Genomic DNA, 6,089 nt, shown 5'->3' with positions numbered 1-6,089 from the left:
CCAAATTTATGGCTCAATGTTTCACCCTATAAAAATAGATGACTTTTTCAGAAAATGTTTTTATCTGAACAAAACTGCAGCCTCTTTTCAAGACTACTTATGGTTTAATTCTGTGGAGCATACGCGGAAATGGAATGGCTTCGCGGATATGCTTGGTTCCTGCTATAAAGGTTACCATACGTTCTAAACCAAGGCCAAAGCCGCAATGCGGTACTGATCCATATTTGCGCAGATCAAGATAGAAGGCATAATCAGCTGGATTTAGTCCGTTTTCCTTGATTTTTTCAAGTAAGGTATCGTAATCTGTTTCACGTTCAGAGCCGCCAATAATTTCGCCATAACCTTCCGGCGCAAGCAAATCAGCACAAAGGACACGATCTGGATTGTTAGGAACTGGTTTCATATAGAAGGCTTTTAAGTCAGCCGGATAATTAACCACAAAAGTTGGCAGACCAAAATAATTTGAAATCCATGTCTCATGAGGCGAGCCAAAGTCATCGCCATGGTCAAGATGCTCATAATCCGTATCTTCATCTGCTTCATGCTGCTGAAGAAGGGTAATGGCATCGTCATAGGACACACGTTTGAAGGGTTCAGCCACATATTTCTTGAGTAAGTCAACATCACGCTCCAAGATTTCAAGAGCCTGCGGTGCCCGATCAAGAACGCCCTGAATGAGCGCTTTGACATAGGCTTCCTGCAAATCAAGGGACTGCTCATGCGACAGGAAGGGGTATTCAGCATCCATCATCCAAAACTCTGTCAGGTGACGGCGAGTCTTTGATTTTTCAGCACGGAAAACAGGTCCGAAGTCAAAGACACGGCCGAGTGCCATGGCACCTGCTTCTAGATAGAGCTGGCCGGACTGGCTGAGGAAAGCAGATTCTCCAAAATAATCTGTTTCAAAAAGATCTGTCGTATTTTCAGCAGCATTGCCTGATAAGATCGGGCTGTCAAATTTGATGAAGCCGTTTTGATCAAAAAATTCATAAGAGGCATAAATGACAGCATTACGAATTTGCATCATGGCCATTTGTTTGCGTGAGCGCAGCCAAAGATGGCGGTGATCCATCAGAAAATCTGTTCCGTGCTCCTTAGGAGTGATAGGATAATCTTCACTCTCGCCTATAATGTCAAGGTCTGTCACATCCAATTCGTAGCCAAATTTTGAACGGCTATCTTCTTTGACGATGCCTGTCACTAAAACAGCCGTTTCTTGATTCAGATGCTTGATGGCAGTGAATTTTTCAAGCCCTGCTTCTTCCCCAAATTTTTCGATAAAGTTTGGTTTGAAGGCCACACCTTGGAAAAAGGCCGTTCCATCGCGGAGCTGCAAAAAAGCAATTTTTCCTTTCCCTGATTTATTGGCAACCCAGGCACCGATAGTCACCTCTTCGCCAACGTGTTTTGGAACGTCAATAATGGATACTAAATCTTTAAACATGTATAGTGATTCTCTTTTCTACTTTCTTATTTCGTTATAATTCTTGAATAGGAGGTTAAGCTGATTACAAGTTCTGAAGACGTTTTATCATAACGTTTTGTTTGACTTTGAACAGTAACAGGCTAGCATTTATCCCGAGATGTTTTTTTGCTCTTGACGCTTATAAGTCCATTTAAACTGGTGCTGGCTATTTGCCAGCACCTTCCTAAAATAAGCAAGATCTGAGCGTCCTACTAATTCAGAGTCATAAAACAGGGATAAATCTTCAGTCGTTATTTTATCTCAATTCAGCTTGTCTGAAACATCATTTACTTTATAGGATTACCAGCCGAGCGTTGGAAACAAAAGTCTGCTTAAAAGTGTCATCAGACTTAATCATTGCTTAGTTTTCCATAAAGGCTTTAAGACGGCGGACAGCTTCTTTGAGAGTATCCATGTCGGTCGCATAGCTCATGCGAATATTTTCAGGAGCGCCAAAGCCTGCTCCCGTTACCAAAGCAACACCTGCTTCTTCTAAAAGCGCAGTTGTAAAGGCAGTCACATCCGTATAACCCTTCATTTCCATCGCTTTTTTAACATTTGGAAACAGATAAAAGGCTCCTTCTGGTTTTACCACTTCAAAACCAGGAACTTCTGCTAAAAGCGGGTAAACTGTATTGAGACGTTTCTCAAAGGCCTGACGCATTTCTTCAACGCTGTCCTGAGCTCCAGTCAGAGCTTCGATGGCTGCATACTGAGCTGCAGTTGTCAGATTGGATGTTGTCTGACTGACAATTTTAGAAATAGCTGCGACAATTTCAGAATCAGCAACAACATAACCAACACGCCAGCCAGTCATTGAATAAGTCTTTGAAACACCGTTAATGACAATCGTCTGCTTACGGATAGCTTCTGATAGACTTGAAATAGGAGTGAATTTAGCACCATTGTAAACCAAACGGCCGTAAATATCATCCGATAAGATTAAAATATCATGTTCCACAGCCCAGTTGCCGATGGCTTCTAATTCTTCCTTGCTGTAAATCATTCCTGTTGGATTAGAAGGACTGTTGAGCAAAATCATTTTAGTCTTGTCTGTTCTTGCTGCTTCCAGCTGTTCCAAAGCAGCTTTAAAATGATTTTCTTCACTGGTTTTGACAAAAACCGGAACACCACCATTCATCTTGATCTGATCGGCATAAGAGACCCAAAAAGGCGTTGGAATAATAACTTCATCTTCAGGGTTAATAAGCGCCGTAAAGAGCGCATACAGCACAAACTTCGCACCAGTTCCTGCAGCTATCTGATTGCGTTCTACAGAATAACCGTAGAAATTTTCAAAGTATTGACTGATAGCATCTTTTAGCTCAGGCAGACCTGAGGCAACTGTATAAAATGAAGCACTGCCATCTTGGATAGATTTAATAGCTGCATCTTGAATATGCTTAGGGGTCACAAAATCCGGCTGTCCTACAGACAGCTCCAAGATATCCCGGCCCTGAGCCTTGAGTTCCTTAGCACGCGCACTGGCAGCCAAAGTAACTGATTCTTCTATTTCTAAAACACGCCTCGATAATTTAGTCATCCTGTCTCCTTCATTCTTTTTCTCTCAAGCAAATTGGTTCATAGCATTATGCGCTAATACCTTTTATTATACCAAAAAATCAGCGATTTCAGCGAGAATCTTCTGAAAATTTTGACTCGCCAAGGCAAATTGGGCAGATAAAGCATCAGAAATTACCTTTCCATACCTTTTATGAATGATTCGGCTGTCTAAAATAAGAACGGCAGAGAGCTGCTTGCTCTTCCGCTTAGTACGGCCAATAGCCTGTCTCAAACGCAAAATAGCGCTGGGCAGAGCATAGTCATAAAAAGGACTTTTTTCTTCTTGCCTGAGCCTACGATTTAATTTTTTAACAAAGAAATTTTCGGGATTGTCAAAGGGCAGACGTGTGATAACCTCAATCAACCGTTCCTGCTCAACAAAATCGACTCCCTCCCAGAAACTACCGGTTCCCAAAAGAAGATTAGTTTCTCCTCGGTCAAAACGCCGTTTAACATTAAAAGGTGTACCGTTTTTGTCCTGAGTCAAATGGGAAAATCCTGCTTCATCAAGCAATTCAGATACAGCAAACATCGTTTTCTTAGAATTAAAAAGAACAAGCATAGGCTGCTGAAGTTCAGACAAGGCCAATAAACGTTCTGTCAGCAGACGCTCATAATCTAAATCTGTCAGCTCACTGATATCAGGCATACTGCTATCAACCCAAATAGCTTGCTGATCTGACTTATCTCCTGGAACACTATCAAAACTAAATGTCGTAAAACCAAGAAGATTAGCCAGACTGACCTGAGGACTGATGCGAAGAGTGGCCGAAACCAAGTAAGTCTTTTTAGTCGGCGGTAAAAAATTGGTAAAATCAATGAAATCCAAACGGGCAGATTTGAGCAGTACAATTCGGTGATCCAGTGAAAAATCCTCCTCAAACCAAAAATCAGAAAAAACGTCACTAAACAAGTACTGTAAATCTGTCAGCTCCGGCAGAGCAAGCTCTGTCAGATTCTGCCGCAAGCGGCTGACATCCTCAGCCTTAAGCTGCTTTTTCCCCTGTTTATGAAAAAGAGTTAAAACGTGATTCAGCTCAAACTGAATGCTCTCCAACAGTCTTTTTTCTAAAATATCCTGAGAATTTTCTAAGAGTTGATTCAAAATCTGCAGTGTCTTAGTCATATTAACTTGACTTTGAGAAAACTGCTCCAAGGTTAAAAATAATTTTTGCGCTTCGTCAACCACCAAAATATTATTTTCCACAAAAGCCTTATCATCTTCGATCCGTGTCAGCAAGTAGGCATGATTGGTAATAATTAAGCGGCTGTTCTGAGACTTTTGATAACTCCTCTGCCAAAAATCACAGTCATAAAACAGGGAGTGTTTGCTGAGTCGGCCATCATGCTTGATTTCATCAAAATAAGCAGCATAGCGCTGTTTTTGCCTGATTTCGTCAAGATCGCCAGTTTTGGTCTCTAAAAGCCAAACCAAAAGCTGCATCTTGTAGCGGTTAATCAGACGATTATCATCGTTTCTTGCTAAACTTTCATAAAAGCTGTCCAGCTTAAGATAATTTTGAGGACTTTTTAAACTGTGGCAGTTAATATGAAAAACTTCTCGCAAGGCCTGAACCTCATTAGCCATAATTTGATCCTGCAGAACCTTAGTGGGAACACTGACAATAATTTGTTCTGTCTGAGCACGGGCAAGCAAGGGCAGCAGGTAACCGTAAGTCTTTCCTATGCCGGACTGAGCCTCTATAAAACTTGCCTTCTTCTCTTCAAATCTCTCCGAAATCAAAGCAGCAAATTCCAGCTGCTTGGTTCTGTTTTCAAGATTTAAAAGGGCAATATTGGTTGCAAAATCCTGTGACAGGCGGCGTTCATTTAAAACAGGCTCTTCTTTTCTTAAAACAAGACCTGCCACTTCCTGAAATTCTGATGTCAGCTGGCTTGAAGACGCCTCAAAAACTTCTTCGATTGGGAGCCTGGACTCATAAAGCAGGCTGTCAGAAAAGGCAAGAATCTTTTCCAGCGTTAATCTAGGCAGGGCAGCCATTTTCTTTTTCAGCCTTAAAAAGAGCTCGGCCGTTGCCTTAGCATCAGCAATGGCTGTATGGGCATCTGACAGCTCAATTCCCAAGAGTTCCGTCAGATTGCCCAGTGAATATTTTTCAAAAGTCGGATAAAAAACCTGAGCTAACTCAACCGTGTCCACACGGGGAGTTAAAAGTTCATAGCCTTCTAAAAAAAGATGCTCGGCCAAAAGATTGGCATCGAATTTAACATTGTGAGCAACAAAAACACAATCAGCAATCAATTCATAGATATCAGCAGCCACCTCAGAAAAGTCAGGAGCTTTTGTTAAGCGCTCATCTGTAATACCGGTCAAATTGACAATGGCTTCAGAAAGCTTCTCGTGAGGATTGACATCCGTTGCATAGGTCTCTACAATGCGATCATTCTCAATAATGACAATGCCCACTTGGATAATAGAAGCTGAGCTGCTGGCACTTGTTGCTTCCAAATCTACCACAGCATACTTTCTTGAATTACGTTCCGTCATAACATTAAAATTATACCATATTTAAAGGGAAAGTGATGACTTGTTCCCAATTCTAAGTTCCAAATCAATTGGCAGAGGACCACTGTGCAAAAATCATTTCAGCTATTTTTTCAAAATTTTCTATGTTATAATAGGCTTAATTCTATTTTGCAAGGGAGACTGCTGTGAAAAAGAAAACCAAGCTAAACAACTACTATCTTGAAATGAAAGAGCACTATTTAGAGGTGCCCTATTATCAGGAAAAAAGACGGATCCGGGTGCTTCTGCCTAAGGACTACGATAAGGAAGACTGGGCTTCATATCCCGTTCTTTACATGCATGATGGCCAGAATATCTTTTACAGTAAAGAGTCCTATTCAGGCTATTCCTGGAAAATTATCCCAACCATTAAGCAGCACAAGGAACTTCCCAAGCTTATTATTGTGGGGATTGACAATGCTGGCAGCAACCGGCTGAATGAATACGCTCCTTGGATGACAGACGTTGGAACAACACCTGAAACCGCCAGTAGCGGCGGGACGGGATGGGCCACCGCGGCCGGCTAGTCAACAC

Annotated in this window: 3 protein-coding genes and 1 pseudogene; 1 reads left to right on the top strand and 3 read right to left on the bottom strand. The window is 41.7% G+C overall.

Annotated elements, in window-relative coordinates; all coding sequences use genetic code 11:
- Positions 1-97: 97 nt before the first annotated feature.
- The 3 genes from asnS to SCSH_RS04010 all read right to left on the bottom strand — a co-directional run bounded on the left by asnS (position 98) and on the right by SCSH_RS04010 (position 5,537).
- Positions 98-1,444 (bottom strand): asparagine--tRNA ligase, encoded by a 1,347-nt coding sequence (gene asnS / locus SCSH_RS04020; protein ID WP_057490608.1) that lies wholly within the window; start codon positions 1,442-1,444, stop codon positions 98-100.
- 382 nt (positions 1,445-1,826) lie between these two features.
- Positions 1,827-3,008, bottom strand: a complete 1,182-nt coding sequence (locus tag SCSH_RS04015; protein ID WP_057490607.1) for a pyridoxal phosphate-dependent aminotransferase — start codon at positions 3,006-3,008, stop codon at positions 1,827-1,829.
- A 66-nt stretch (positions 3,009-3,074) separates the two neighbouring features.
- Positions 3,075-5,537 carry a bifunctional DnaQ family exonuclease/ATP-dependent helicase gene (locus SCSH_RS04010; protein WP_057490606.1) on the bottom strand — a complete coding sequence of 821 codons (2,463 nt, stop codon included), beginning with the start codon at positions 5,535-5,537 and terminating at the stop codon, positions 3,075-3,077.
- Positions 5,538-5,701: 164 nt separating this feature from the next.
- Here SCSH_RS04010 and SCSH_RS04005 point away from each other — a divergent pair.
- A pseudogene (locus tag SCSH_RS04005) lies at positions 5,702-6,067 on the top strand (alpha/beta hydrolase-fold protein); the annotation flags it as partial.
- Between the last annotated feature and the right edge of the window lie 22 nt (positions 6,068-6,089).

The organism is Streptococcus orisasini (genome assembly GCF_001431045.1).
Lineage (GTDB): Bacteria > Bacillota > Bacilli > Lactobacillales > Streptococcaceae > Streptococcus > Streptococcus orisasini.
The sequence above is the reverse complement of the archived record's forward strand: the minus strand, read 5'-3'. Positions and strand labels throughout refer to the sequence as shown.